Origin of the sequence: Shewanella violacea DSS12 (assembly GCF_000091325.1) — a bacterium.
In the GTDB taxonomy this organism is placed as follows: Bacteria; Pseudomonadota; Gammaproteobacteria; order Enterobacterales; family Shewanellaceae; genus Shewanella; species Shewanella violacea.
This window is the reverse complement of record NC_014012.1, coordinates 2,205,631-2,232,453: the sequence shown is the minus strand read 5'-3', so window position 1 is coordinate 2,232,453 and position 26,823 is coordinate 2,205,631. Positions and strand designations below refer to the sequence as shown.

The following is a 26,823-nucleotide window of genomic DNA, read 5'->3' as shown; positions in this document are numbered from 1 at the left end:
TTGGCTCTCCTTCGATGGGATATTACGACATCGCCTCTTTAACCAGAGCAAAAGACGATAAAAACAATATAAATACTCTAACAAAAATGGAGCCTTATGGCTCCATTTTATGATAAATCAACTGCCTAGCTCTCCTGTAAATACCAGAAACCGGCATTGACCCAGTTGGTAAGCTGGTCGATGAAGACTTCATCTTTAAGCCAAGGTTCAAGCATAGCAGCACTAAGATTGTGATGATCGCAAAGTATAGGAATGCTTGCCATTAGGCTAGCTGGCATAACGATTTGTTCGCCGTTGAGATAGAAGATCCCCTGCCCAACTGAATGTTCAAAGTAGAGACAGCGCAATCCGCCGAGACGAGTGAGCACTTGATCATTAAGAAGCTCAACGATATCGGAAGCTTCAAATCCTAACGCTTCATCCACAAGATCCAATTCACACTTAGACTGGGTCAAATATCGGCCGGAAAATTCACTTATGAGTTGATCATCCAGTGTCGCGAGTAGTTGCGCCTTGATACGACTCAGATCGGCATCGCTTATCTTGCCACTTTGGGTAGCAAGGGGTCGGTCCGGATCGGCTATCTGCTCACAGGCCAGTTCATTGTCGATAAGGTGATCTGCCAGCGCGCTCACCATGTCCTTAGCCGATGCGGTGCGATAACCCACAGAGAAGCTCATGGACGCTTCCAATGCCACGCCTTCGTGAGGAAAACCAGGTGGCAGATACAAGATGTCACCGGGCAATAATTCTACATCAATAATGGCATCGAACGCCTCAGTGTGTAGCAGTGCTGGATGCGCGGCAAATTCCTTATGTGGTCCACGATCACCGACCCGCCAGCGACGACGACCAGAGCCCTGGCAGATAAACACATCATAGAGGTCAATATGTGGACCGACACCGCCACCTGGGGTGGCATAACTCACCATGACATCATCGAAACGCCAACGAGGAATGAAATCGAAACACTGAATAAGCTGCTCTGCATCTGGCAACCAATGATTGAGTGCCTGAACAACCAGAGTCCAGTCAGTCTCTCCTAAATCTTCATAAGAATCGAAGGGGCCAAATTCGGCTTGCCACTGCCCCTGATTTTTATAGATACGACGGGACTCCACCAGTTCATCACAGGCAAGACCCGCCATCTCTTCTGGGGTGAGTAAGTCTTCAAAATTGTTGAATCCTTGTCGAATAACCAGAGGTTTCTTCTGCCAATAGTCCCTAAGGAAGGTTTCCGCTGTAAGTTCACCTAATTGCAGATTCATAGTAATAAAGCCATTGAGAATTTTCGCGATATTAGCAATTAATATCCCTATAAACGCTCGACAAGATCATAAAAAAGGAGGCTTTCACCAGACAATTGAGGCTAACAGAGGAAATAGTACGGAACTAAGCTCACATTTAGTAAAAATGATATAAGTATAAACAGGGGGTCTCAATTCAAGCCTGACAGGCATATAACTCAGTCATGGCAGGCCATACAGACCAGTGTCATTCTGCTCGAATAGGCATTAGTTTGGCTTATTTATTCGAAAGTAGAGGAATTTAATAAATATCTATAAAAATATCCTCAAAGTATTGATATACTTCCTCCCGAATTTTAGAACGTAACTCAAATAGAGTAGAAAAATGACTGATTTAGCAAAGTACAGAAACATTGGTATCTTCGCTCACGTTGACGCGGGTAAGACCACCACAACTGAGCGTATCCTAAAGCTTACCGGCAAAATCCATAAAATCGGTGAAGTTCATGATGGCGAATCAACAACTGACTTCATGGAACAGGAAGCTGAGCGTGGTATTACCATTCAGTCTGCTGCTGTAAGTTGTTTTTGGAACGATCACCGTTTTAACGTTATCGACACCCCTGGCCACGTTGACTTCACAGTAGAAGTTTATCGTTCTCTTAAGGTTCTTGATGGCGGTATCGGCGTATTCTGTGGTTCTGGTGGTGTTGAGCCTCAGTCAGAAACTAACTGGCGTTATGCGAACGAATCAGAAGTTGCACGTATTATCTTCGTCAACAAGTTAGACCGTATGGGTGCTGACTTCCTGCGCGTTGTAAAGCAGACTAAAGATGTTCTGGGTGCAAACCCAATCGTCATGGTACTGCCTATCGGTATCGAAGATGAGTTCTGTGGTCTTGTTGACCTGCTAACTCGTAAGGCTTGGATATGGGACGAAACTGGACAAGCTGAAAACTATAAGATTGAAGATGTTCCAGCTGACATGGTTGACCTTGTAGAAGAATACCGTGAAATGCTAATCGAAACTGCCCTTGAGCAGGATGACGATTTGCTAGAAGCCTACATGGAAGGCGAAGAGATCTCTATCGAAGACATCAAGCGTTGTATCCGTACTGGTACTCGTAACATCGATTTCTTCCCAACATACTGTGGCTCAGCATTTAAGAACAAGGGTATGCAGCTTCTGCTTGACGCCGTTGTTGATTACTTACCAGCACCACAAGAAGTTGATCCACAGCCGCTTACCGACGAAGAAGGCGAGCCAAATGGCGAATTCGCTATCGTATCTGCCGATGAGCCATTTAAAGCACTTGCATTCAAGATCATGGATGACCGTTTCGGTGCCCTGACCTTCGTACGTATCTACTCGGGTCGTCTTAACAAGGGTGATACCATCCTTAACTCGTTCACTGGTAAGACTGAACGTGTTGGCCGTATGGTTGAGATGCAAGCCGATGAGCGTAACGAGTTATCTTCAGCACAAGCTGGTGACATCATTGCTATCGTGGGTATGAAGAACGTGCAAACTGGTCACACATTATGTGATCCTAAGAACCCTTGTACACTAGAAGCTATGGTATTCCCAGAGCCAGTTATCTCAATCTCTGTTAAGCCGAAAGACAAAGGTGGCAGCGAGAAGATGGGTGTCGCTATCGGTAAGATGATTGCTGAAGATCCAACTTTCCGCGTTGAGACTGACGAAGATTCAGGCGAAACCATCCTTAGAGGCATGGGCGAACTTCACCTAGACATTAAGGTTGATATTCTTAAGCGTACTTACGGCGTTGACCTTATCGTTGGTGAGCCACAAGTGGCATACCGTGAGACTATCACTCAGATAGTTGAAGATAGCTACACTCACAAGAAGCAGTCTGGTGGTTCTGGTCAGTTCGGTAAGATCGACTACGTTATCCGCCCAGGCGAAGCTAACACTGGCTTAACATTTACCTCTAAAGTTGTTGGTGGTAACGTTCCTAAGGAATTCTGGCCAGCTGTTGAGAAAGGTTTCGCATCTCTAATGGATACAGGTACTGTTGCTGGTTTCCCTGTACTTGACGTTGAGTTTGAACTTCGTGATGGTGCTTTCCACGCAGTTGACTCGTCAGCTATTGCATTCGAAATCGCTGCTAAAGGCGCATTCCGTCAGTCAATCCCAAAGGCAGATCCTAAGCTTCTTGAGCCAATCATGGCTGTTGACGTGTTCACTCCAGATGACCATGTTGGTGATGTTATTGGTGACCTTAACCGTCGTCGCGGCATGATCAAAGATCAAATGGCGGGTGTTTCTGGTGTTCGCATCAAGGCTGACGTAGCCTTATCTGAAATGTTTGGTTACATCAGTACACTACGTACTATGACATCAGGCCGTGGTCAGTTCTCTATGGAGTTCTCTCACTACAGTCAGTGTCCAAACAACATTTCTGAGAAAGTTATCGCTGATGTTAAAGAAAGAAAAGCAGCTGAAGCTAAGAGATAATCTTACTTTTTAAGCACGCTTTCTAAGCATGTAAAAGCCCGCGACTCAAATCGCGGGCTTTTGTGTTTAGAGCACTTATGTACATTTAGACCAGTGTCACCAAGAGTTGGAATAAATGGGCCTTGTTTCCTATTAAATAATAAGCGTAATGATAGATGAGCTCTCTAGCAGCCAACTCAGTCATAATCCTCGATTTCGAGACCACTGGCCTCTCCCCCAACCAAGGTGATAGAGCCATCGAAATTGGTGCAGTAAGAATACAAGATGGCATAGTCGTCGATACATTTCAGGAACTGATGAACCCAGGCTTTCGTGTCAGTGGATTCATTGAAGGTTACACAGGTATTTCCAATGCCATGTTGGCTAATGCAGCCCCGTGTGAAGAAGTGATGGCACGTTTCGCCGACTTCATTGGCGACCATAATCTAGTGGCACATAATGCCTCCTTCGATCAACGCTTCTTAGATGCTGAACTCGATGGAATTAACTTAAGCTATGGCGGGAAATTTGCTTGTTCCATGTTGATAGCACGTCGTTTATACCAAGACGCCCCCAATCATAAACTCGGTGGTCTGGTTGAATATAAACAGATTGAAAATGATGGTGTATTTCACCGGGCATTGGCCGATTCTGAGATGACAGCTAAGCTCTGGCTGCAGATGCTTGATGATATGCGCAGCGAACATGGCATCACAGCGCCCAGTTTTACCTTGATGCAGGACCTATCCAGGAAACCTAAGGCTCAGGTAAATCGCTTCTTAAGTACGGCCAATTAAATTCCGAGTAACGCGCTCTGGCCGTCAGACCTCTTTGACAATTAACCTGATTGGGAACTACAGGGCTTTGGCAGCTTCACTCTAGTCGACTTGAATACACTAGCAAGCTAGATTTAGCCGGTTTAGTGTTTTTTTGAAATGTGTTTTTTTGAAGTGTGTTGGTGTGTTGGTCTAAGGCTATTTAAGCTGGCGACACTTATTTCTTTATAGCCAAGGTTAGATACCTGCTCTAGCAATGCCCCCTGCTCTTTTAAGGTCTGAATGACGCCGATGGCCATGAGTTAATTAGCAGAAAAAATCGAATTTAAATCAAAAGCCAATTAGCAGGCCATACTCTGAACTATGGCCTACTTGTCACTTCAATTATAAAGCCATTAAATTCCTAGCTCATTGAGCAGATCATCAGCTTCATCAGTCATAGACTTATTATCGCTGACCTTTGTTAAGGGAGTTGCCTTACTCTTGTTATTTTGTCCATGTTCAGCTAGAAGATCATCGGGATCAAATTCCTCTTCGGCATCAAAATCATTGAGCTGTATAAATTCAGTCTTGTCCATGGCAAATTCAAGATAGAAAATATGATTGTTTTGCGTACGGAATGACACTCTTCGGGCCACAGCCTCATCTAAATTGGTATCGATGGAGATTGTCAGCTCTTTATTAATGGTCAACATCTTGGGTTGACTCTGATTGATGGACGTCTGTAGCTGTTTGTTTACCTTACTAATAAAATTACCCAATATCTGGTTCATTAACTCACCCAAAACATCACCAACTTCATCGGATGTATGAGAAAAAGCCAGTTCAGATTCCGGCATGCCCATCTGTTTCATGTAAGAGCGATAAATTTCGATGGCAGCAGGGGCAGAGAAATTAATCACCACCAAGCCCGAAAATCCCCCATCGAAAATAGAGAAACAACCGAGGTCGGGTTTAAGACACGTGCGAGTAATACTTTGCACCATGGCTGCATGTGTCACTTGGCTCGCCGTAGTGCTGGATAATACATGGGAAACAGAATTACAAAGCTTAATTAAAATATCATCAGTTGTGATGATCTGGGGTGTAGTAGTCATGAGGCCAACCCAAAAAGAATAATAATTAATTCTGCGCCCAATTAACAAAAAAATCAAAGTTAAAACAACATTTTAACCAATGAGTAGCAAGCGAATTGCGAACGTTCACCTAAATTATTGAATAGACTTAAATTTATTAACTGACTGACGTAAAGTAAATTAAGTACATCTAACAAACATTTCAATATAACTCACGGTATCCGATGAAAGAGTGGCAGTCTTGTATATGCACCAAGGCTAGAGATACCCTGTCTATGTGGCGTCGGTATTTACCCCTAAAAGGTTAGCATCACAGGCCCTAGTTTATACATAAACCTATTAGCTTCTATACTTTGCCACTAAGGTAAGCTTATCTTTGATACCAGACTATGACTGATAACTGATTTCACATAAGCCAAGAAACATACTTAGCTATAATAGATAAATGCATGTTTAGGAAAGATTTACTAAACAAAACTATGCTAATCTACTGACTCTAATCTCAAATATTAGGTAACGAATTATCATGGCGCGAATGACGTTAGCGGTTCATTCTCAAGTCTACAGCATACATAGCTTTAGCCCAGATGCGCCCATAGCCCCAGAAATTTTTCATCAAGAGATGTTTTTTGTAGGAAAAACCAAAGATGAGCTATCCGTTGTCGTTCCGGCAGAGTTGACACTGGACAGCATAGAAGAAGAAAAAGGCTGGCGCTGCCTGGAAGTGATAGGCCCGTTGGGCTTCTCTATGACAGGGATTCTCTCCAGTGTTTCCGGGACCCTAGCAGATTCTGATATCAGCATATTTGCCCTATCAACCTTCGATACCGATTATATTTTAGTAAAAAAAGACAAACTAGCGGAAGCCATCACAGCATTAAAGAAAAAGAACTTTATCATAATCGAATATTAGTATCGGTTGGTATCAGTCCCTCCATTCCACATTTAAGAGTTCTTGCTATGTACGAAAAATCAGTCACTATAACGGCTACTCACGGTATTCATACCAGACCCGCAGCGCTACTGGTTAAAGAAGCCAAGACCTATACATGTGATGTCTTAGTAGAGTGTAACGGTAAGCAAGCCAGTGCTAAAAGTTTGTTTAAACTGCAAACTTTGGGCTTATATAATGGTGTCACAGTCAGAGTATTTGCCGAAGGTGAAGAAGCCGAGCAAGCCGTTGAAAAAGTCTCAGAGCTTTTAATCACACTAAGCTAAATAGCTCTAAACGCTTCATCAAGCTATTTGTTCATAGGAAAACAGTATGTCCATTTCTGGAATTGTTGTGTCATCGGGTGTCGCTTTCGGTCAAGCCAGAATACTTAAGCAACATAACACCGAGCTGGATTATCGGGTATTGCCCTTAGGACAAATCCCCGCCGAGCAAACCAAGCTCTCTTCAGCAATAACACAATTTGTCACCTCATTGACAAGCAGCTTGCAGAGCTTAAGCCCAGATTGTGATAATTATCAGTTAATTGAAGCCGATATCTTACTGTTAGAAGACGAAGAGCTTATCGCACAATTACAAACATCTATTGCCGACCAGCAATTTACCGCCAGTGTCGCCGTGGAGCGTGTTTTTACTCAACATGCTAATCAGTTAAGAGCCATGGAAGACCTTTATCTTGCAGACAGAGCTCAAGATATAGCGTGTCTGGCCAGTCGTTTAATATCGGTAATTAACGGCAATATCCAACATGATCTACAAAACCTCCATGGACCGACAATTTTATTCGCTTACGATCTCACTCCAGCGGAATTTGCCACACTGCCTCTGGATAAGATTAACGGTATCGTCCTGAAAACCGGCGGGCTAACCAGCCATACTGCTATTCTGGCCAGGAGTGCTGGGATCCCGGCCATGCTCAATTGTGATTTTGACATCAGTGAAGAAGCTGAGTCGCTACAGGATAATCAAGCCATAGCCCTCGATGCTCTCTCTGGTGTTTTACACATAAATCCTGACTCAGATGTACTGACCCAGCTTACACAGCTAAGCAAAAAGGATAAATTAAGAAAAGCTCAGTTACTGAAATACAAAGACCAGCCCATGGTCACCCAAGACTCACACAGAGTGACCCTATTAGCCAATGTTGGATGCTTAAGTGAAATACGTCACTTAGCCGATGTTGGCGCCGACGGCATAGGTTTATTTCGCACCGAGTTTATGTTGATGAACGCCAGCGAAATGCCGACGGAAGAAATACAATACAGGCTATATTGTGATGCCTTGCAGCTGTTAGACGGGAAAATTTTCACCATAAGAACCTTAGATATAGGCGCCGACAAAGAGCTCCCCTGTCTTTCCCTGCCAGCAGAGGACAACCCGGCTTTAGGTTTACGTGGTGCAAGGTATTCACTCGCTCATCCAGAACTACTAAAGACGCAATTACGAAGCGTACTCAGGGCTGCCAATCATGGTCAGATCAGATTAATGTTTCCCATGATCAACCAAGTGGAAGAGCTAGACACCATTTTCGACATCATAGAGGTCTGTAAGACTGAGTTGGTCGATGAAGAACAAGGCTATGGCGATCTGAGTTATGGCATAATGATTGAAACACCAGCAGCAGTGCTGAACCTGCCCTCTATGCTATCCAGACTCGACTTTATCAGCATAGGCACTAACGACCTTACCCAATATACCATGGCTGCAGACCGGACTAATCCACTGTTAACTAAGGCTTACCCTTCACTATCGCCAGCAATTTTGGCTCTCATCAAGATGACAATTAACACGGCTAAGTCCGCCGGGATACCGACCTCTTTATGTGGTGAACTCGCCGCGAATCCCAATGTTGCCGCCATTTTGGTCGGCATGGGATTGGATGAGCTCAGTGTTAGCCCATCCTCTTTACTGGAACTTAAGTCTTCAATGCGCAATCACAGTCTGGACACGTATTCTCAGTGGAGCCAACAAGCATTATCGCTACAAAGATTAGATGAATTAAATGATTATGTGTCACACTGTAACTAGCCGATATTATTCAGTATGCAGGTATGACAAGCGTAATAACAATAAGATAAAAATTGTACTAGGGGATAATAAATGGGTTTTTTAAGCCGTATCAGACGATTAATGTCAGGGCAAACCGACCTAGTGGGAGGCATAGATGTATATGCCCCCGTTTCAGGCGAGATAGTCCCAATTGAAAAAGTACCCGATGTGGTGTTTGCCGAAAAAATTGTTGGCGACGGGTTAGCCATCAATCCTAAGGGCAAACAGATTGTTGCTCCTATCGATGGCACCATAGGAAAGATTTTCGAGACCAATCATGCATTCAGCATAGAGTCTCCACAAGGGCTAGAACTCTTCGTCCATTTTGGCGTTGGCACGGTGGAATTACGTGGCAATGGCTTCAAACGCTTGGCTGAAGAAGGCCAGGAAGTCAAAATGGGAGAGCCTATCTTAGAATTTGATCTCGCTTACCTTAAAGACCAAGTCGAGAGTCTACTGACTCCTGTTGTTCTGGCTAACATGGAAGACATTCAATCATTGGATAAGAGACAAGGCTCCATCGAAGCCGGTAAGGACGTCATCTTCACCGTAGTGCTTTAATCCGTAATAAATTTAGCCTTCTTAGCACCAAAATAAACCGTCTTGAAAGAGACGGTTTTTATCTAAAAAATGTAAGACAAAGGTCAAAATGACCTTTCATAATTAAGAGAAGCAATATTTAGAGGTCTCACGTTTTAATAAACCATTGTTTAAACATATGGTTATCATAAGATGGTATGTGCAACCCCTTCGATTAATGGCCTTAAGATAGGAAGTGATTAATCAAGCCAGTCAAGTGAAGACGATAGCTCTACAAGGTCTTTGTAATCTTTGACCTTAACTTTATCGAATTTTCCCAAATAATAAGTATAATCCCCCCAGTGTTTACCTATTATTTTCTTATTATCTTTCGTATCTCTACGATTTTGATAATTTATTAGTTCGTTAGCTATTTGTGACAAAGGATCAGATTTTTGCTGTCTACTTGAAAACATCAAGTCTGTAATGTCTTTAGAATCAAAGAAGTCACTGAACAAATTAAAATAATCTTTCAAATCTAATGAGTATTGAGTTTCAATATAGGTATTGGGAATGGTTGTAAAGAATGTCGGAGCGACTTCTACTGGATTGAAGTTCAATTGCACTTTTTCTTCATTTTCATACACTACTTGCATGAATTCACTAAGATGTAATTTACTATCATAATCTTTTACTGCTCTCTTAAAATCTCCATAGCCAACAATATCATCATATACAGCCTCATCTTTCTCCCTAATACAAAGCAATATAGTTAGCATGAGTAGGTCAACTTTACTCCCACGAGGAAGATTACCTATTGTAGCTATAACTCTATCTGCAATTTGAATTGCTGGACGTGCAGACAACTTAAAACAGTTCAACACGGCCGTTATATTAGCTATATTATCTTGGGGAGCATCATTCTCAGGCCATACCTGAATGCCTAAGTCACTAAAGTGAGCACCTGATAATTTATTTAAATCGCAATGTACCTCTAGCAAATCATCAAAACTAGGTTGTCTTAAGGTAAAACGGCTATTAAAGAATCTACCAAGATAGTTCCTAGCATCAAACCCTTCACCATAAATAGCTTTAACAGCATGTTGTAACTGCTCAGTATCTGTACCTACGACAAAAACAACTCCAGGAATGTCGAAGATATGCTTGATTGTCTCCAGCATTTCTACAGCATAGCTAGGTCTACACCTATCAAGTTCATCTATAAATATAAATGCTGGATAAGTTCGCTTTTCAGTTTTAGTGTGCTCGGTATTATCAGCACTAATGACTGCTTCAACCCATTCTTCGACATTGATTTTAATACTGTCAATCGCATTAGCTTTAGCGTCATGCTCTTTAATAAGATGGCTTACCAAATTCGAAGCTGCTATCCCCATGTCTATCGGCTTACCGCTATCATCCAGCTCTTCACTTTCTAGGCCTGTTTCATCTGCAGCATCCATTATCATCGCAGGGTCTATTCCTAAGTACCTTTTACTAAGGCCTCTTGCAACTGCAGGGGCTACAGCTTTGAGCAATCCAACGAGTTTTCTAGGAGCTTTAAATAGTGGGTCATCTTCGCTCTTACCAGCTTGTACTCTCAGCTGCTTAATCATTGAAGATATAACAGTCATCAATGGGTCTTCTGAATAATCTTGTGCCCAGGCATCAATGTAGACCGTTGGGTAATAGTCTTTCAGATCTTCGGATAATCTCTTAAGGAAATAAGTCTTACCTGATCCCCACTCAGAGTTTAAGTTGAGAACATAATTATGAGGTGTGCCTTCCGTGCTGTTATAGCCTTGGTCAGCTAAGAATCTAACAATAAATTCAGCATATTTCTGTCTGTCTAACTTGTCCTCTGGAAAAGTAAATGCTCTACCTTTGTCATCGGTTCCTTCTAAGGAAGCAGACCAATCTAAACTTACATTCACAGCCATTATAACCTCGATAATTATTGAACCTGCACACATATCAACAATACTAACAACTGCTTATTTGATAAGTCAAAACAATCACTTAATTATTATCATGAATCAATATGTACTGAGCCGTCGAACGTTTTAAAGTCATAATCACTAGCAACTACTTTCAAAGCATTACTCTATAAAGTTACTCACAGTATTCACCCTGCATTAGCAGCTAGTACAACCAACACCTCTGACGCTCCTTCGTGCTGGGTTATAAGGTCTACCAAGACAGCACTGGGTATTGATTTATGCTTGGCATGATCCTGCACGTCAATTCCAAAAAAAAAGTCAATAAAGCTAAAAAACCGATACTCGCTAATAATTATGGTTAACCAGATCCGCGAAACCTTCACTTTTAGGGGCATTTACTGCTCACCGAGCTATTTTCGATAAAATATTAATCTTGTTTATGCTATTTACTCGTAAGCGCACTAGATGCTTGAGTCCTTCGCAAGGCAATGCCACAATGCGTGCAAATATCTATTCATGCCCCTGGTGAGCTAGCCTGCCAAGTAATACAAATAACATAGGCATGAACAACTGCTTTAAAAATGGAGTAACCACCTTGATCCTCTACGGCATAAAAAACTGCGATACAGTACGTAAAGCCAGAAAATGGCTTCAGGCTAACCAAGCTCAAGTGACTTTTCATGACTTTCGTGAAGATGGACTCGACAAAGACCAGCTCACTAGCTGGGTTGCCATGGCGGGCTGGGAAACTCTGTTCAACAAACGCAGCACCAGCTTTAGAAACTTGTCCGATGCCGACAAGTCTGATATCGATCAGGACAAGGCCATCGAACTGATGCTTGCCCATCCGACGCTGATCAAGAGACCCGTATTAGTTGCTGCCGATAAAGTGCAGGTAGGATTTAAAGAAGCCGAATATCAAGCCTGGTTTAACCTATGAGTCAGGATGTATTAACCCTAGCGCAAGATCTTATCTCTCGCCCCTCAGTCACACCACTAGACGAAGGCTGTCAGCAGTTAATGGCCGACAGGTTAGCTAAAGCAGGCTTCGATATTGAGCCTATGGTGTTTGAAGATACCACCAACATGTGGGCCAGACGCGGCACTGAAAAGCCGCTATTTTGCTTCGCTGGCCATACCGATGTGGTGCCAGTGGGCGATCTCAATCGCTGGCACACACCGCCCTTCGAGCCTGTGGTTATCGATGGCTATCTCCACGGACGCGGCGCCGCCGATATGAAGGGCTCACTGGCCGCCATGTTGGTCGCGACCGAACGCTTCGTCGAGAAAAACCCGGATCATAAAGGCTCCATCGCCTTCTTGATCACCAGTGACGAAGAGGGACCTTTCATCAACGGTACCACTCGCGTCATCGACACCTTAGAGGCCCGAGATGAGAAGATAACTTGGTCTCTGGTCGGTGAGCCGTCTTCGACTCATAAACTCGGTGATATCGTCAAAAATGGTCGCCGAGGCAGCCTCACGGGTAACTTAACCGTCAATGGCATTCAGGGCCATGTGGCCTACCCTCACCTTGCGGACAATCCTATCCATAAGGCGATGCCGGCTTTAGATGAATTGGCCAAGATGCATTGGGACAAGGGCAATGAATATTTCCCGCCCACCAGCTTCCAGATAGCCAATATCAATGGCGGTACAGGTGCATCGAATGTGATCCCTGGGGCATTAGAAGTTATGTTTAACTTCCGATATTCCACCGAGGTCACCGCCGATATTCTTATCCAACGTGTGCTCAATATCTTAGATGCCCATGGATTAGAATACGATATCAGCTGGGTCTACAACGGCCTGCCATTTCTCACCGGTGACGGGCCTCTGCTGGACGCGACCAGAGAAGCCATCAAGCAAGTCACTGGCACAGATACAGATCCACAAACCACAGGTGGTACATCTGATGGACGCTTTATCGCGCCAACCGGCGCACAAGTCATAGAACTGGGTCCAGTTAATGCCACTATTCACAAAGTGAATGAGTGCGTAAAAGTGGATGATATCGAACAACTAGCACTTTGCTATGAAGTTATATTGGAAAAATTACTTTGCTAAAATCCATGGCGGCCTATGGCCTTAATACAAGCCAATTAGTAGAACATCAAGGTCAGAAGCTCGAACGTAGAACCCGAGATGCCTTCATTGAGATGGCCCGTGCCGCCGACTGTTATGGGGTTACACTCCAGCTCTGCTCCGGTCACCGCGATTTCAAAAGACAAGTTAAGATTTGGAACAGCAAGGCCAGTGGTAAACGCCCTGTTCTAGATCTTAAGTCGCGAGCGGTTAGCCTGAAAGGTAAATCTGCCGATGAGATCATAGATCTGATCTTGCTCTGGTCAGCCCTGCCCGGCGCCTCACGCCATCACTGGGGAACGGATATCGATGTCTTTGATGCTACTGGTATCAAACAAGATGATTTAAAACTGGTAACCGCTGAATACTCACGAGGTGGACCTTGTGCCAATCTTCACCTCTGGTTGCTTGAACATGCTGCTGAATTTGGTTTTTACTTTCCTTTTCAGCAAGGATTGAGCGGCGTCAGCCCAGAGCCTTGGCACTTGAGCTACTACCCGGTATCCAAGGGTATTTTAGATAATTTCGATGTCGAGTGTTTAAAGCAGGCACTCATAGACTCAAACATCATATTTAAAGATGAGATCCTGTCACGCCTGCCTGCTTTAACACAAGAATATGTGTTTAAGGTTGCGCCGCCTCCTGAATAGGAACGCTAAACTAGGCACTAGGATAACGCGACGTTAACGTCACTGGTTCAATTTATACCTAACGAAAATCTAACTCTCATTACTAATGAACACAGCAGGAAATATGAATTTTTCATCCGCAAGAAAGCAGATAACCATAGATAACAAGCGTCTTAGTTACTTAGATATAGGCACGGGTCCGGTACTATTATTCGGCCATAGTTATCTTTGGGACTCTAGAATGTGGACTCCTCAAATCGAGCATCTGTCAAAACAGTATCGTTGTATCGTGCCTGAATTATGGGGACATGGCGAGTCAGACCCTCTGCCTGATTCTACCCACTCATTACGAGATATCAGTCAGCAGATGCTGCAGTTGATGGATAGTCTATCCATAGATGATTTTGCTGTGATTGGCTTATCTGTCGGAGGAATGTGGGGCGCAGAGCTGGCACTCGCCGCACCGACCCGTGTAAAAGCTTTAGTCATGATGAACTGCTTCATCGGATATGAACCTGAAGTCGCCAGAGCTAAGTATTACGCTATGCTGGATATCATCAAAGAGGCACAAGGTGTTCCTGCACCGCTTATCGAGCAGATAGCCCCACTCTATTTCGCCAAGAATGTCGCACAGGATAATCCTGAGTTGTTTAACACCTTTAAGCAGTCTCTCGCCGATATAGACTCGGGACGAATCGAGAGTATCTGCCGATTAGGTAAGATTATCTTCGGTCGCCGGGACACATTGGATGATGTGGAACAATTGACCTTGCCTTGCTTAATAATGACAGGTCTGGAAGACACAGTACGACCGGTTTTAGAGAGCTATTTAATGCACGATGCCATCAATGGCAGTGAATTTATTAATATTCCCAATGCCGGTCATATCTCGAGTCTAGAACAGCCAGATTTTGTCAATCAACAGCTGAGTCAGTTCCTCACGAAGCACTTAGATAAATAGCACACCTGATAAATAGCTACACTTGATAAATGAATCATTCATCATATTGGTAGGGAAAGCTTGCCTACCAATATGATTGACCAGATTCAAATCACTTCCCCATATCCTTGCCTATCTAGACTAAATACCAATATGAAAACCTTGGTAGAATTTAACAGCTTGCTTTGCCCTGCAGGAAGATCTCATAGCGTCAACATAGCCCCTGTAAACCTTCAGGGTAAATAGACTCGATTAACAGGCAATTAATCCTGTCAGTTAATGGTTAATTAAGTTTAAGCTTGTACCTTACTGAATAGACCACCAAAGTTAACAAACGATGCTAGAATGCATTATCGTCAAAAACGACTCTTAATTACTTAATTTCTGTGAATAAATGAAAATACTAAAACCCCTATTTGATAATAATCGCCGCTGGGCCGAACGTATCTTACAAGAGAAGCCTGATTTTTTTGAACAGTTGGCGAAGCAGCAAAACCCAGAATATTTATGGATTGGCTGTTCAGACAGCCGAGTTCCGTCAAATCAAATCATTGACCTTATGCCAGGTGAGGTCTTCGTTCATCGCAATATCGCCAACATGGTGATCCACACAGATCTCAACTGTTTATCTGTGCTTCAATATGCGGTGGAAGTGCTAAAAGTTAAACACATCATGGTTGTCGGCCACTATGGCTGTGGCGGTATCAAAGCTGCTATGGGCACGAAAAGACTCGGACTCATAGACAACTGGCTGGGACACATCAGAGATATTCACCGACTTCATAGCGAAGAACTCGATAAACTCGAGAAAAATGAAAAGTTCGATCGTCTCTGTGAACTCAACGTCATCGAGCAAGTCATCAATGTCAGTAGCACCAATATCGTGCAAGATGCTTGGGCCAGAGGCGATAATGTCTCGGTTCATGGTTGGATTTACAGTGTCGAAAATGGCTTACTGTCAGATCTAGATGTCACCGTCGATAACGAACGGTTCAAAGACAGAATCGAATAGTCTGACCATATCGGCCCTTAAATTCGCTAAAATTTAGGGGCTTGATGTACACGCTTTGCCCTATCTCACCAATATCTTACTTTTTTAATTAAATAATCCTTAATAAACATCGCAGTTCCCTGTCTAACCCAGTTATAATCTTCAGTTATGATTTATTTCTCGCGCAGATAAGCGCAGCGAATTCTAAGGAAATTTCCATGCCCGGTTTTGAATTATTTGGTCCTGAAGAGAAGCAAGAAGTTGCAGACGTAATGGAGAACGGTTTTACCTTCCGTTATAACTTTGATCATATGCGTAATGACCGCTGGAAAACGCGTGAGATGGAGCAGTTGCTTTGTGAAAAAATGAATGTGAAGCACGCTCACCTTCTTTCAAGCGGTACAGCAGCGCTCCAAACAGCCCTAGCAGCGGCTGGTATTGGTGCAGGCGATGAGGTTATCGTGCCTCCGTTTACATTCGTAGCTTCTGTAGAAGCGGTATTTATGGCTGGTGCTATCCCGGTATTTGCCGAGATAGATGAGACGCTTTGTCTCTCTCCTGAAGGCATCGAAGCGGCGATCACTCCGCGAACTAAAGCAGTTAACTTAGTTCACATGTGTGGTTCTATGGGTAAGATGGATGAAATTAAAGCCGTCTGTGAAAAGCATGATCTTGTTCTGCTAGAAGATGCTTGTCAGGCTATCGGTGGCACGTACAAGGGTCAGGCCCTTGGCACTATCGGTGATGTAGGTTGTTACTCTTTCGATTCGGTTAAAACCATCACCTGTGGTGAAGGCGGAGCCGTTATCACTAACAGTGACACCATCTACAATCACACTCACATGTTCTCGGATCATGGCCACGACCATGTAGGCAACGACCGCGGCGCTGAAGACCATCCAATCATGGGTCTCAATTTCCGTATCTCTGAGCTGAATTCAGCCATGGGCCTAGCGCAATTGCGTAAGCTTGATACCATCATAGAGATCCAACGTAAGCATAAGAAGATCATCAAGGATGCCATTAGCGATATCGCTGAAGTGACTTTCCGTGAACTTCCCGATGCAGAGGGTGACTCAGCTGGCTTCCTAACCTTTATGATGCCAACAGAAGAGCGCACCATAGAGATCAACAAGAAGTTAGCCGAAAATGGTGTAGACGGTTGTTTCTACTGGTATATCAACAACTGGCACTACCTGAACAATTGGAAGCACATTCAAGAGCTTAAATCTTGCTCTGCCCTGCCGATCACATTAATTGACGACCGTCCTGACTATACTAAAGTCTTGGTACCTAAGTCTGATGCCATCATGAGCAAGACCATCTCTATGTTGATTAAACTCTCCTGGACCGAAGAAGAGATTGCTCAACGTATCGAGAACATTAAGAAAGCCTTTGCTTAAATAGCATAGACCCATACTTTATTGCGCCTTCAATGGAGGCGCAATCTCACATTTCAACGGAGAATGTTGTAATGAGTTTTAAAAATTTCAAATGCGTACCAAAAATGATTTTTGGACGCGGTTCATTCGTCGATCTTGATAAAGTATTGGGCGAAGAGCGTAAGACTGAAGAAGATTTCGTGGTATTTCTTGTGGATGATGTCCATCAGGACAAGCCACTCGCGGCTCGCGTTCCAGTTAAAGGTCATGACCTGCTTATCTATGTCAACGTTGACGATGAGCCATCGACTAAGCAAGTTGATGCCCTTACCGAACAAGTACAAGCCTTCAACGGCAAGCTTCCTGTCAGTGTGGTTGGACTAGGCGGTGGTTCGACTCTGGATTTGGCCAAGGCCGTATCTTTGATGCTAACCAACCCAGGTGGCAGCGCCATGTATCAAGGTTGGGATCTTATCAAGAACCCGGCTATTCATCATATCGGTATCCCGACTATTTCGGGTACCGGCGCCGAAGCTTCACGCACCGCAGTCCTGTGTGGTCCTGTGCGTAAACTGGGTCTGAACTCAGATCACACGGTATTCGATCAGATCATTATGGACTCGGAACTTATCGCCGGAGTCGAAAAAGATCAATGGTTCTATACAGGCATGGATTGCTTTATCCACTGTGTAGAATCACTTGAGGGCACCTTCCTCAATGAGTTTGCCAAGGCCTTTGCAGAAAAATCTATGGATCTTTGTCGTCAAGTCTATATCGACGATCATGAAGAGAAAGATGATAAGTTGATGATGGCGTCATACATGGGCGGCATGAGCATTGCCTATAGCCAAGTTGGAGCCTGCCATGCAGTGTCTTACGGCTTAGGTTATGTACTGGGTTATCATCACGGTATCGGCAACTGTATCGCCTTCGATGTACTGGAAGACTTCTACCCTCAAGGGGTTGCAGAGTTCCGTACCATGATCGCAAAACATAACATCACTATCCCTAAAGGGATCTGTAAAGATCTTCCTGATGAGACTATCGCTAAGATGGTTAAAGTGGCTAAGAGCATGGGCCCATTATGGGAAAATGTTTATGGTCCAAGCTGGGAAGAAAAAGTCACCGATGAGATGCTCACAGCACTTTATCGTCGCATGTAATCATGATGGGAGTGCTGAGAGCACTCTCTTCTGTCGTCATATGTAACCATATGAGATGCTGACAAGGCTTGCTACCATCCCATAATTTAATGAGATGCTGACTGCGCTTTTTTATCATCCTATGTCATTATGTTGATATGACAGCATGTTACTAATGAGGGCTCAATTGAGCCCTCATCTATTGAACTAGAATTGTAAAATGATAGGTAAATCCCATGAATGTTACCCTGTTAATCCCGGCACGCTATGGTTCAAGTCGTTTTCCAGGAAAACCACTAGCCCCGATTAACGGCAAGCCGATGATCCAGCATGTTGTTGAACGTGCATCATTAGCCAAAGGCCTGACCTCCATCTATGTGGCAACTGACGATGTTCGCATCAAGGACGCTGTTGAAGCCTTCGGTGGTCAAGTGGTAATGACCAGCCCGGAAGCCGCCTCTGGTACCGACAGAATTGAAGATGCCATTACCCAATTGGGTTTGAAAGATGATGATCTTATCGTCAATCTTCAAGGCGATCAGCCGCTGATCGATCCGATTTCAATCGAACAGATCATCAGCCTGTTCGAACGTCATCCCGGTGAGTTCGGTATGGCTACCTTAGGTTTTGAGATCACCGAAAAGAGTGAACTCGACGATCCTAAACACGTCAAGATGGTGTTCGATAACGATTTCAATGCACTGTATTTTTCCCGTGCTCGTATTCCCTTCGGCCGTGACACCAACGAATACCCTGTGTATAAACATCTAGGTATCTATGCCTATACCAGAAAGTTTGTATCTACCTTTGCTAAACTTCCATTAGGCCGTTTAGAAGATCTTGAGAAGCTTGAGCAGCTCAGGGCTCTGGAACATGGTTATAAGATCAAAGTCGCTATCAGTGCCTTCGATTCTCCTGAGGTGGATACCCCAGAAGATATCCGCATCTGTGAAGCCAGACTCGCGGTAGATTAATCTTGGTAAAGCCCACCATGTGGGCTCTCCTTTGAGAACATTGATTAAGGATTCTTATGTCTAATCTTGAAACTTGGCTCATCGTCATTCTTGTCTTTGGCGTGATAGCCAGTAATTTTGCTGTGCTCAAATACAGTGCTAAATTTAAAATGACTCAGTTCGGTAAAAATACCAAGTTAAGTGCCAAAACCAAGAAGCCGGGCGACACTAAGACAGACACTAGCCCATCGGATCTGAGTTCGGCTCATGCAACAGATAAGACTGATAATCCGCTTAAAGGTGAGAACACCAAGGCAGATGATAAACCAGGCTCCTCTACATAAGTTCTTCTACATAAGTTCTTCTACATAAGGTCCTCTGCATAAGTTTCTCTAGTTAAGCGCCTCTAGTTAAGCGCCACAGTTAAACACTTCACTTCACTTCACCACAAGTATCCCCCAATAATTCTAGATTCCCCTAGGGTCAGACATTGCGCTTTGCTCAGAAAAACATACTAAAGTCGGCTCAAAAACCTAGCTCTAACACAGCTGTTATCCATTATCCCATATAAGTTGTAATACGCCCTTAGCTCAGATTTTAAGTCTCATGCACTATACTCATGTGTGTCTGAGTCAATAATGAGACACAACATGACGCTACTGGAGATGATTGGCAATACTCCTCTACTGGACCTGAGTTTTCTGAGCCAAACACCAGATAGTATCAAGCTATTTGCCAAAGCCGAGTGGCTTAATCCTGGCGGCTCCCTTAAAGACAGACCAGTCAAGGCTATGCTGTTACATGCCATCGAATCAGGTGAGCTAACACCAGGGAAAACCATACTCGACTCCAGCAGCGGCAATGCTGGTATCTCTTACAGCATGATAGGTGCCGCACTGGGTTTTCCAGTCACCATAGTCATTCCAGGTAATGCCAGTAACGAGCGTAAACTTCGCCTCAAGGCCCATGGCGCAACGCTCATAGAGACAGACCCTTTAGAAGGTTACGATCAGGCACTACGGCATGTACGAGATATTTACGCCGAGTCGAGGGATAAATATTTCTACTGCGATCAGTACAGCAATCAATTCAATGTCCAGGCCCACTTTCACGGTACAGCCAAAGAGCTGCTACACCAAAGTCCACAAGCTATCACCCACTTCGTCTGTGGTGTCGGCACAGGTGGCTCCTTAACCGGTATCGCCAGACGCCTAAAACAAACCAACGCCGATATACGTATTGTCGGGGTTAGACCTCAAGTCTGGCCAGGTATAGAAGGCTTAAAGCCCTTGGGTCATCCCGATGACATCATACCAGCGATATTTGATGCCAGCCTTGTGGATGAATGGATAGATATCAGTGCCGATGAAGCCAAAGATATGAGCCAAAAAATGGCGGGTCATGGCTACTTCCTCGGTCAATCTTCCGGTGCCTATCTTGCTGCCAGTGAAAAATTAATGCTGAGCCTGACCTCTGGGGTTGTCACCACACTATTGTGTGATTTAGGTGAACGCTACTTCAGCTCAGGTCTGTGGCAGCGATGAGAGCTGATTGGAATATATACGTCAAACACATTTTTAACGATTCGCACGAGCCAGAGGTACTTAGATGAGCATAGCAATCAGCAGACTGATCGAAGCCCAATTTTTAGCCCATGCCAAAACCTGTTACCCCCACGAATGCTGTGGATTCATCACAGGTACACAGGAAGAAACGACCTTGTCTAAGGCCTGTTACTACCTACCTTGTCATAACAGCTTAGTGGAGAAGAGACGTCGCTTTCTCATCGACCCCCAGCAGTATCAAGACGCTGAGGACAAGGCCGATGAGCAGGGTCTAAGGATCATCAGCATAGTGCACTCTCATCCGGATCATAGCCATGACCCTTCGGATTTTGACCGCTCACATGCCTGGCCAGGTCTGAGTTACATCATCATCTCTATTCTGGAGGGTCAGGTAAGCAGTTATCGCTCCTGGCAGCTCAGGCAAGATCACAGTCAATTCGATGGAGAGGATATTCTAATAGAGTCGCAGTTATAATAATGACAATGATAATCAAGATCACTTGCCCGAATCAGATGAAAAAGACATGTTAATGAAGCACGAGTCATGAAGATGATAATCAAGAACACTTGCCCGAATCAGATGGAAAAGACATGTTAATGAAGTCACAGCCATGAAGATGACAATCAAGATCACTTGCCCGAATCAGATGAAGAAGACATGTTAATGAAGTCACAGCCATGAAGATGACAATCAAGAACATTTGCCCGAATCAGATGAAAAAGACATGTTAATGAAGCACGAGTCATGAAGATGATAATGGAGCCGTAGTCATGAAGATGATAATCAAGATCCCTTCCCCTCTGCGTCGATTTACCGACAATAACAAACAGATAGAGCTCGATGCCCTAACGGTAAAAGACGCACTCATTGAACTGTTTAAGCGCTACCCGGACATTAAACCTCAGATCTTAGATGACACGGGGAACTTACGAAATTTTGTTAACCTGTATCACAACAAGGTTGATATACGCCAGCAAGAGGGCCTGGACACTAAACTCCAATCTGGCAGTGAAATAAGAATCGTCCCGGCCATCGCCGGCGGCAGCTCTTTGGACACTCATATGTCGGCCAATGAACTCAGCCGCTATAGCCGGCATATCCTCTTGCCGGAAATCGGGGTACCAGGACAGCAAGCCCTGAAAAATGCCAGCATACTGATCATAGGTGCAGGCGGTTTGGGATGCCCATTGGCACTCTACCTAGCCGCTGCCGGAGTGGGTCATCTGGGTCTGGTGGATGATGATGTCGTTGAGGAATCAAATCTGCAGAGGCAAGTACTGTTCAGTGTCGATGACATAGGCCAGTCTAAGGTCGATGCAGCTAAGCGGCGCCTCGAGCGGCTCAACCCACACATAAACATAACCAGTTATCCCGAGCGCCTCACTGCGGACAATGCACTTAAGATCATGGATAACTACGATATCATCATAGATGGCACTGATAACTTCCCTACCCGCTATCTGGTCAATGATGCCTGCGTCTTGCTTAATAAACCTAACATCTACGGCAGTATTTTTCGCTTCGACGGCCAGACCAGTGTATTTAATTATCAAGCCGGCCCCTGTTACCGTTGCCTTTATCCTGAACCGCCTCCGCCAGGTCTGGTGCCCTCCTGCGCCGAGGGCGGCGTACTCGGAGTATTACCTAGCATCATCGCCTCCATCCAAGCCACCGAAGCCATCAAGATGATCACCAATATCGGCGATTCACTCTCAGGACGTCTGGTCCTATACGATGCCTTGGCCCTGGATTTTGAATTTCTGCTGATAAAGAGAGATCCTGCTTGCCCCATTTGCGGTGAGAACCCAACAATTACTCAGCTCATGGACTATCAAGCATTTTGCGGTCTCTCTCAAAACACTGATGAAAAATCCTATAAAGAGATAGAAGCCAAAGAGCTCAAGGCTTGGATGGATAGAGAGCAGAGCGTGATTCTAATCGATGTCAGAGAGCCTTTCGAGCGGGAAATATGCATGTTAGCAGGTAGTCAATTTATTCCCATGCAAGATATCGATGCTCATATCCCTGAGCTAGACCCGAACAAGGAGCTGGTTTTTTACTGCAAAATGGGCGGACGCTCGGCTAAGGTGTGCGCCAAGCTGACTAAGTTAGGTTTTAACAAGGTAACCAATCTCAAGGGAGGCATCTTAGCTTGGATAGATAAGGTAGATCAGAGTCTTACCCGTTATTGACGGATAATCCATGCAAAAATAGCATAAAAAAACCGGCATGATTCACCATGCCGGTTAAGGTTTTCCCTGTATTACCTAGGAATTATTGCATATCTACCTTGAGTGTCACATCTGAATGGCTACCGCCAACCATGATGTAGTGCCATCCATTTGCTAATCCATTGACTGTTATCGATTCAGTATTACCTGAGGTGTTTGATAACTGAGTGTAGGATGAACTGGTCGGCCAACCTGTGTTGCTGTAATACAGCGCCACATCACCACCGCCGTGCTGAGTACGGATCACGGTTTTGGTTAGTCCATCGGCGTAAAAATAGAAATACATATCACTGCCCGAAGTGACACAGATTGGGCTAGGAGATTGCACTTCGATATAATCCACCGGTGCTTGAGTAGCACAAGCATTGACTAGGCCATTAACCGGTGCACTAGATACAGTAACATCGGCAACACTGGTGCCTATGGCGCCAAGATCGTCAGTCACAGTAAGAGTCACTGTATAACTACCTGCACTCGCATAAGCATGACTTGGGTTAGCCTGAGTGCTGCTAGTACCATCTCCGAATGCCCAGCTGTAGCTGGCGATAGTGCCGTCAGCATCGCTAGAACCTTGACTGGAGAAGCTAATGTTAGCATTCACATCTCCACTATAAGGTCCATTAGCCATGGCTGTTGGAGCCGTGTTCTGCGAAGAAGCACTGATACTGGCTGAAGTTGTACTCATATGAGTCAAGCCGCCATTATCGGTAACCGTCAGTGTCACCGTGTAGCTACCAGCTGCAGAGTAAGCATGGGTCGGGTTAGCCTGAGTGCTCACGCTGCCGTCACCAAAATTCCACTCATAGCTTGCAATGCTGCCATCGGAATCGTTAGAACCTTGACTCGAGAAGTTAATCACTTGAGACACATTGCCGGCATAAGCACCGTTAGCATTAGCGACCGGTGCGACATTAGCCGTTCCGGTATCGAAGCTCGCCACTATGGTCAAATTAGCAAAGGTACTATAGGCTTTCAGGTTTGCATACCAGCGTCCTTGAGCAGGAGCAGCTTGGGTACAAGTTTCACTATTACCACCCAGATAAGGCCTACACGCATAACTGCTATCTGTCGGCTCTGAACCCGATTGAGTATAGAGATCCGCATCCCCAGTTCCACCACTTATCTTGATCACAAGATTTGTGGCTCCAGCAGGCACATTGATGAAGAACTTAGCAAATTCACCTGTATTAGCTGTAACCCCTGATTGAGGTACGCCATTTTTAAGCTCCATAACACCTGAGCTGGTAATGGCCGCCGTAGTCGTTACGCTGGCTGTACCACCAAGATCATCGGTAACAGTCAGGGTCACATTAAAGGTCGCAGCAGTTGCGTAGGTGTGAACCGGGTCAGCTTGAGTACTAGTATTACCGTCACCAAAGTCCCAGCTATAGCTGGCTATCGTGCCATCTGAGTCCGCTGAACCAGTGCTGAAGAAGTTAATGCTAGCGCCTAAAGTTGCCGAGTATGGTCCGTTGGCCTGAGCTGTTGGCAGTGCGTTCGTACTTACAGGATGATCGTAAACGGCTTTGAGGGTCACTTCACTATAATCGAGAAATGCATCGATCATAATGTTATAAGTGCCACCGAGATCGACGCCAGTAAATTCACAGACTTCTCTCATGCCTGGAGCTGCAAAAGGCTTACAGTCGGCAACTGAGGTTGTCGGGATAATATCACGACTGACATAGAGATCCGGATCTGGACCACCTTGCAGTGTACTACCGTAACCTGACGGGATCTCAACCATGACACGAGTTGCGTCATTAGGAACCGTGAAACTATAGTGCTTAGGCGCTGAGCCTTTAAGCGCGGCAAGTTTAGTTTCCTCGATGGCTATCACACGCTCACAGCCATTACATAGAGTCGGATCGTCCATAGCAACCACCATCAATCTGGCATTGGTATAAGCCGAGAAAGCATCTATGGTGATGTGATAAGTCCCAGTAGTCTTAGGACCAACCAGACCGATAAACTCGGGGGTTCCCGCTGAGCTAAAGGAATGAAGATCATAAGTCCAGTTGGTACCATCATAGCTAGGCGCCTGACCGTATCTTAAGTACAAATCGGGATCTTCAGAAAATCCATCCAGGTAAACAGCCATCACCTCAGTGCCCACTGGCAAGTCTATGGTGTAAGTGTTGATTTCACCTTTTAAGGCCGACAGCCCAGGTAACTCCATCAATACCGTACCTTTTGGTGGTGCATCGACACCCGAACCATCCCAGTTATGCGGTACACTCGATGTATAAGCACTTAGTCCCACAGAGATTAAGTTATCATCTGTCCACAGAGTCTTACGGGCAGGATGATTCAAGGCACCATACATACGCTGGGCTTGTTGCTGGGTAAACATGGCGTAATTATCAGTGTAATGCATGAAGTTTTCGGTATTAGTCGCCTCCCCCAAACAGTTCTGAGCATTATTTGCCATAGTTTGGCTACTCATCTGCGGGGTATCACAGACGCGATCTCCCGTATGAGAACAGAAAATATCGTTATCTGTATTACACTGATTACCGTCAAATACATGGGGTAAGTTAAGCCAATGGCCGAACTCATGAGTCAAAATGGAGCGAAAGTTTTCATCTGTATTCGTGCCAAGATAAGCACCGTTATAGATCACTCGAGCTAGACCAGCATCAGACATAGCTGTGGTTGGATACCAGGCAACACCTGAGTTATTAGTGGCGCCATCGCCATCTATATCATTCATGATATAGATGTTCATGTAGCGATAGTTGTCCCAAGCATCTCCAGAGATTTCGGCATCTTTCGCGGCTCTGGCAGCATCGTTCGGCGCGTCATAATTACCGTAACCCGTGGCTTCGCCATGTCTAACTATACCATTGGTTGGGTTTCCCCAAGGATCGATTTGAGCAAGCACAAATTCAACATTCATGTTCTCTCTTATCGCTTGAAATTGATTTGCGATAGGTCCATCTAAAGTATTGAGTCCCTGGAAATCTTCATTTGATCTCTTTAGTGCATTGGCTATAAGGCTGTCAGGTACACAAGATCCACCTGAGTTACAGTTATGTACTGCACCGTATATGTGAAATACCACAGGAACGATATACTCACCCTGATCGACAGTTCCAATAGATGTAGTGCCTACAGAGGCACTAGCTGGACTGCTAGCGCGCATTTTTGACTGAGACAGTGGCTGTCCCTTTGGTTCGCTCGCACCGAAAAATAATCCTTCATTAGGACTCGGCACCCAAGTTTGACCATTGCTGTCAGTACCACAGACCTGACCTCCGGCCTTTAGGTAACTCGACATGGTATTTTTTTGTTGATTGCTATCGGTTTGGCTGATCTTATTGACTGACTGCCCAGCCCAAGCATGCCCTACAGGCAAACTTGCACATAGGGTCAGTGCAGTTAAGATAGCACCACCTTTGAAAGTTTTTATCATTATTATATTCTCGCTTTTATCAGGCTAAATTAACGTGGCGGACCACTTATGAGGCCTCTGAACCCACTATTTTTGATCTGCGACTTATTAGAGCTAGCTGCCCATGCCGCTTATATTCGTAGTGCTGGTGATATTGGCTTAACAATGAATGTTCAATATGAGTCACCTCATAATGTTTGATCACAAATCAATAATTAATCACCAAAAACTAAACTAACACATATAATATACGATATACAATGCCGCAACATTTCATTAACGTTTCTTTAGTTTTAGATTTAGCTTTTAGATCTAGGTTTAGATTTGGCTTTCAGAGAATACTGATAGCCGAGGAACGAGTAGCAATAATGAGATACGCGATAAAAACGAGCTAAGGTTTAAGCCATAATGTCTGGCTTTTTCAAGAATAATTTTTAAGAGTAATTTTTAAGACTAGTTTTCATAAATAGTTTTTAAGACTAGTTTTCACATC

22 protein-coding genes are annotated in these 26,823 nt (G+C 44.5%); 18 read left to right on the top strand and 4 right to left on the bottom strand.

Annotation, left to right across the window (positions count from 1 at the left end):
- Positions 1-125: 125 nt before the first annotated feature.
- A complete protein-coding gene (locus SVI_RS09150; RefSeq protein WP_013051220.1) occupies positions 126-1,268 on the bottom strand; it encodes a cupin domain-containing protein in 1,143 nt (380 codons plus the stop codon).
- Between the two features lie 364 nt (positions 1,269-1,632).
- On the opposite strand from SVI_RS09150, the gene fusA reads away from it, so the two are divergent.
- A complete protein-coding gene (gene fusA, locus SVI_RS09145; RefSeq protein ID WP_013051219.1) occupies positions 1,633-3,726 on the top strand; it encodes an elongation factor G in 2,094 nt (697 codons plus the stop codon).
- Between the two features lie 155 nt (positions 3,727-3,881).
- A complete protein-coding gene (locus tag SVI_RS09140) occupies positions 3,882-4,502 on the top strand; it encodes a 3'-5' exonuclease (protein WP_013051218.1) in 621 nt (206 codons plus the stop codon).
- Positions 4,503-4,876: 374 nt separating this feature from the next.
- Here SVI_RS09140 and SVI_RS09135 read toward each other — a convergent pair whose 3' ends face one another.
- Positions 4,877-5,578, bottom strand: coding sequence for a DUF3334 family protein (locus SVI_RS09135; RefSeq protein ID WP_013051216.1), 702 nt, complete (start codon positions 5,576-5,578; stop codon positions 4,877-4,879).
- A gap of 505 nt (positions 5,579-6,083) precedes the next feature.
- Here SVI_RS09135 and SVI_RS09130 point away from each other — a divergent pair.
- The 4 genes from SVI_RS09130 to crr all read left to right on the top strand — a co-directional run bounded on the left by SVI_RS09130 (position 6,084) and on the right by crr (position 9,119).
- The gene (locus SVI_RS09130; RefSeq protein WP_041419829.1) at positions 6,084-6,470 is read left to right on the top strand and encodes an ACT domain-containing protein; all 387 of its coding nucleotides are present in this window, start codon (positions 6,084-6,086) and stop codon (positions 6,468-6,470) included.
- 47 nt (positions 6,471-6,517) lie between these two features.
- On the top strand, positions 6,518-6,775 hold the full coding sequence (locus tag SVI_RS09125; RefSeq protein WP_013051214.1) for an HPr family phosphocarrier protein: 258 nt from the start codon (positions 6,518-6,520) through the stop codon (positions 6,773-6,775).
- A gap of 46 nt (positions 6,776-6,821) precedes the next feature.
- On the top strand, positions 6,822-8,537 hold the full coding sequence (gene ptsP, locus SVI_RS09120; protein WP_013051213.1) for a phosphoenolpyruvate--protein phosphotransferase: 1,716 nt from the start codon (positions 6,822-6,824) through the stop codon (positions 8,535-8,537).
- Positions 8,538-8,609: 72 nt separating this feature from the next.
- Positions 8,610-9,119 (top strand): PTS glucose transporter subunit IIA, encoded by a 510-nt coding sequence (gene crr, locus SVI_RS09115; protein ID WP_013051212.1) that lies wholly within the window; start codon positions 8,610-8,612, stop codon positions 9,117-9,119.
- Positions 9,120-9,337: 218 nt separating this feature from the next.
- On the opposite strand, the gene SVI_RS09110 is transcribed toward crr, so the two are convergent.
- Positions 9,338-11,017 carry a KAP family P-loop NTPase fold protein gene (locus tag SVI_RS09110; RefSeq protein WP_041420286.1) on the bottom strand — a complete coding sequence of 560 codons (1,680 nt, stop codon included), beginning with the start codon at positions 11,015-11,017 and terminating at the stop codon, positions 9,338-9,340.
- Between the two features lie 562 nt (positions 11,018-11,579).
- On the opposite strand from SVI_RS09110, the gene SVI_RS09100 reads away from it, so the two are divergent.
- The 12 genes from SVI_RS09100 to moeB all read left to right on the top strand — a co-directional run bounded on the left by SVI_RS09100 (position 11,580) and on the right by moeB (position 22,897).
- Positions 11,580-11,957: an ArsC family reductase gene (locus tag SVI_RS09100; protein ID WP_041419827.1), complete on the top strand. Its 378-nt coding sequence runs from the start codon at positions 11,580-11,582 to the stop codon at positions 11,955-11,957.
- Positions 11,954-13,084 (top strand): succinyl-diaminopimelate desuccinylase, encoded by a 1,131-nt coding sequence (gene dapE, locus SVI_RS09095; protein ID WP_013051209.1) that lies wholly within the window; start codon positions 11,954-11,956, stop codon positions 13,082-13,084. Before SVI_RS09100 ends, dapE begins: the two co-directional genes overlap by 4 nt.
- A 5-nt stretch (positions 13,085-13,089) precedes the next feature.
- Positions 13,090-13,752 carry a M15 family metallopeptidase gene (locus tag SVI_RS09090; RefSeq protein ID WP_041419826.1) on the top strand — a complete coding sequence of 221 codons (663 nt, stop codon included), beginning with the start codon at positions 13,090-13,092 and terminating at the stop codon, positions 13,750-13,752.
- Between the two features lie 103 nt (positions 13,753-13,855).
- Entirely contained in the window at positions 13,856-14,692 is an 837-nt protein-coding gene (locus tag SVI_RS09085; protein ID WP_013051207.1) for an alpha/beta fold hydrolase, read from the top strand.
- 373 nt (positions 14,693-15,065) lie between these two features.
- The gene (gene can, locus SVI_RS09080; RefSeq protein ID WP_013051206.1) at positions 15,066-15,683 is read left to right on the top strand and encodes a carbonate dehydratase; all 618 of its coding nucleotides are present in this window, start codon (positions 15,066-15,068) and stop codon (positions 15,681-15,683) included.
- A 197-nt stretch (positions 15,684-15,880) separates the two neighbouring features.
- Positions 15,881-17,065 (top strand): 8-amino-3,8-dideoxy-alpha-D-manno-octulosonate transaminase KdnA, encoded by a 1,185-nt coding sequence (gene kdnA, locus SVI_RS09075; protein WP_013051205.1) that lies wholly within the window; start codon positions 15,881-15,883, stop codon positions 17,063-17,065.
- A gap of 71 nt (positions 17,066-17,136) precedes the next feature.
- A complete protein-coding gene (gene kdnB / locus SVI_RS09070; RefSeq protein WP_041419825.1) occupies positions 17,137-18,207 on the top strand; it encodes a 3-deoxy-alpha-D-manno-octulosonate 8-oxidase KdnB in 1,071 nt (356 codons plus the stop codon).
- 215 nt (positions 18,208-18,422) lie between these two features.
- Positions 18,423-19,160: an 8-amino-3,8-dideoxy-manno-octulosonate cytidylyltransferase KdsB gene (gene kdsB, locus SVI_RS09065; RefSeq protein ID WP_013051203.1), complete on the top strand. Its 738-nt coding sequence runs from the start codon at positions 18,423-18,425 to the stop codon at positions 19,158-19,160.
- A 56-nt stretch (positions 19,161-19,216) separates the two neighbouring features.
- Positions 19,217-19,483 (top strand): DUF2897 family protein, encoded by a 267-nt coding sequence (locus SVI_RS09060; RefSeq protein ID WP_013051202.1) that lies wholly within the window; start codon positions 19,217-19,219, stop codon positions 19,481-19,483.
- Between the two features lie 294 nt (positions 19,484-19,777).
- Positions 19,778-20,683: a PLP-dependent cysteine synthase family protein gene (locus tag SVI_RS09055; RefSeq protein ID WP_231847819.1), complete on the top strand. Its 906-nt coding sequence runs from the start codon at positions 19,778-19,780 to the stop codon at positions 20,681-20,683.
- Between the two features lie 64 nt (positions 20,684-20,747).
- Positions 20,748-21,179, top strand: coding sequence for a Mov34/MPN/PAD-1 family protein (locus SVI_RS09050; protein ID WP_013051200.1), 432 nt, complete (start codon positions 20,748-20,750; stop codon positions 21,177-21,179).
- A 296-nt stretch (positions 21,180-21,475) separates the two neighbouring features.
- On the top strand, positions 21,476-22,897 hold the full coding sequence (gene moeB, locus SVI_RS09045) for a molybdopterin-synthase adenylyltransferase MoeB (protein ID WP_013051199.1): 1,422 nt from the start codon (positions 21,476-21,478) through the stop codon (positions 22,895-22,897).
- 82 nt (positions 22,898-22,979) lie between these two features.
- On the opposite strand, the gene SVI_RS09040 is transcribed toward moeB, so the two are convergent.
- Complete coding sequence (locus SVI_RS09040) at positions 22,980-26,351, bottom strand: PKD domain-containing protein (protein WP_041419824.1); 3,372 nt, start codon at positions 26,349-26,351, stop codon at positions 22,980-22,982.
- Between the last annotated feature and the right edge of the window lie 472 nt (positions 26,352-26,823).